1 protein-coding gene is annotated in these 1,422 nt (G+C 65.2%); it reads left to right on the top strand.

The window, feature by feature from the left end; genetic code table 11:
* Positions 1-1,377 (top strand): ATP-binding response regulator (locus tag BraRD5C2_RS33590; protein WP_223975719.1); only part of this gene is annotated, 1,377 nt, incomplete at its 5' end.
* Between the last annotated feature and the right edge of the window lie 45 nt (positions 1,378-1,422).

Here is a 1,422-nt window from a genome sequence, read left to right as displayed (position 1 = left end):
AATATCGACCAGATCGGCGGCACCATCGACATCAAGAGCGTGGCCGGCGAGGGCGCCTCGGTCACCATCAAGATCCCGCTGACCTTGGCAATCGTCTCCGCCTTGATCGTGGAAGCCGGCGGCGACCGCTTTGCCATCCCGCAGCTCTCGGTGGTCGAGCTGGTGCGGGCCCGCGCCAACTCCGAGCACCGCATCGAGCGGATCAAGGACACCGCGGTCTTGCGCCTGCGCAACAAGCTGCTGCCGCTGATCCATCTCAAGAAGCTGCTCAAGATCGACGACGGCGCGACCTCGGATGCCGAGAACAGCTTCATCGTGGTCACGCAAGTGGGCAGCCAGACCTTCGGCATCGTGGTCGACGGCGTGTTCCACACCGAGGAGATCGTGGTCAAGCCGATGTCGACCAAGCTGCGCCACATCGACATGTTCTCCGGCAACACCATCCTGGGCGATGGCGCGGTCATCATGATCATCGATCCCAATGGCATTGCAAAAGCGCTCGGCGCGTCCGGCTCCTCGGCCCATGACATGGCCGACGACAATGCCGCGGCGCATGCCTCGAGCGGCGAGCAGCTCACCTCGCTGCTGGTGTTCCGCGCAGGCTCCAGCCAGCCCAAGGCGGTGCCGCTCGGCCTCGTTACGCGGCTGGAGGAGATCGCAACCGACAAGATCGAGCTCTCCAACGGCCGCTACATGGTGCAGTACCGCGAGCAACTGATGCCGCTGGTGCAGATGATAGGCGTCGAGGTGCAGACCCAGGGTGCGCAGCCGATCCTGGTGTTCGCCGACGACGGCCGTTCGATGGGGCTCGTGGTCGACGAGATCATCGACATCGTCGAGGAGCGGCTCAACATCGAGGTCGCAGGCAGCCAGGACGGCATTCTGGGTTCGGCCGTGATCAAGGGCCAGGCCACCGAGGTGATCGACGTCGGCCACTTCCTGCCGATGGCGTTCGCCGACTGGTTCTCGCGCAAGGAGATGCGCCCGTCGGCCTCGGCGCAGTCGGTGCTGCTGGTCGACGACAGCGCGTTCTTCCGCAACATGCTGGCGCCGGTCTTGAAGGCCGCCGGCTACAAGGTGCGGACCGCGCCGAACGCGCAGGAAGGGCTCGCCGCACTGCGCTCGGGACAGGCCTTCGACGTCGTGCTGACCGACATCGAGATGCCCGAGATGAACGGCTTTGAGTTCGCCGAGAACATCCGCAGCGACCACAACCTCGTCGGGCTGCCGATCATCGCGCTGTCAGCGATGGTGTCACCGGCGGCGATCGAGCGCGGCCGTCAGGCCGGCTTCCACGACTATGTCGCCAAGTTCGACCGTCCCGGGCTGATCGCGGCGCTGAAAGAGCAGACCGCCGAACTGCGCCGCGCCGCGTGACCGGATGCAAGGAAACGAATTGATGACCAGCAAGACCGAGACCAG

This window comes from Bradyrhizobium sp. RD5-C2, assembly GCF_019972155.1.
GTDB lineage: Bacteria > Pseudomonadota > Alphaproteobacteria > Rhizobiales > Xanthobacteraceae > Bradyrhizobium.
The sequence above is the reverse complement of the archived record's forward strand: the minus strand, read 5'-3'. Positions and strand labels throughout refer to the sequence as shown.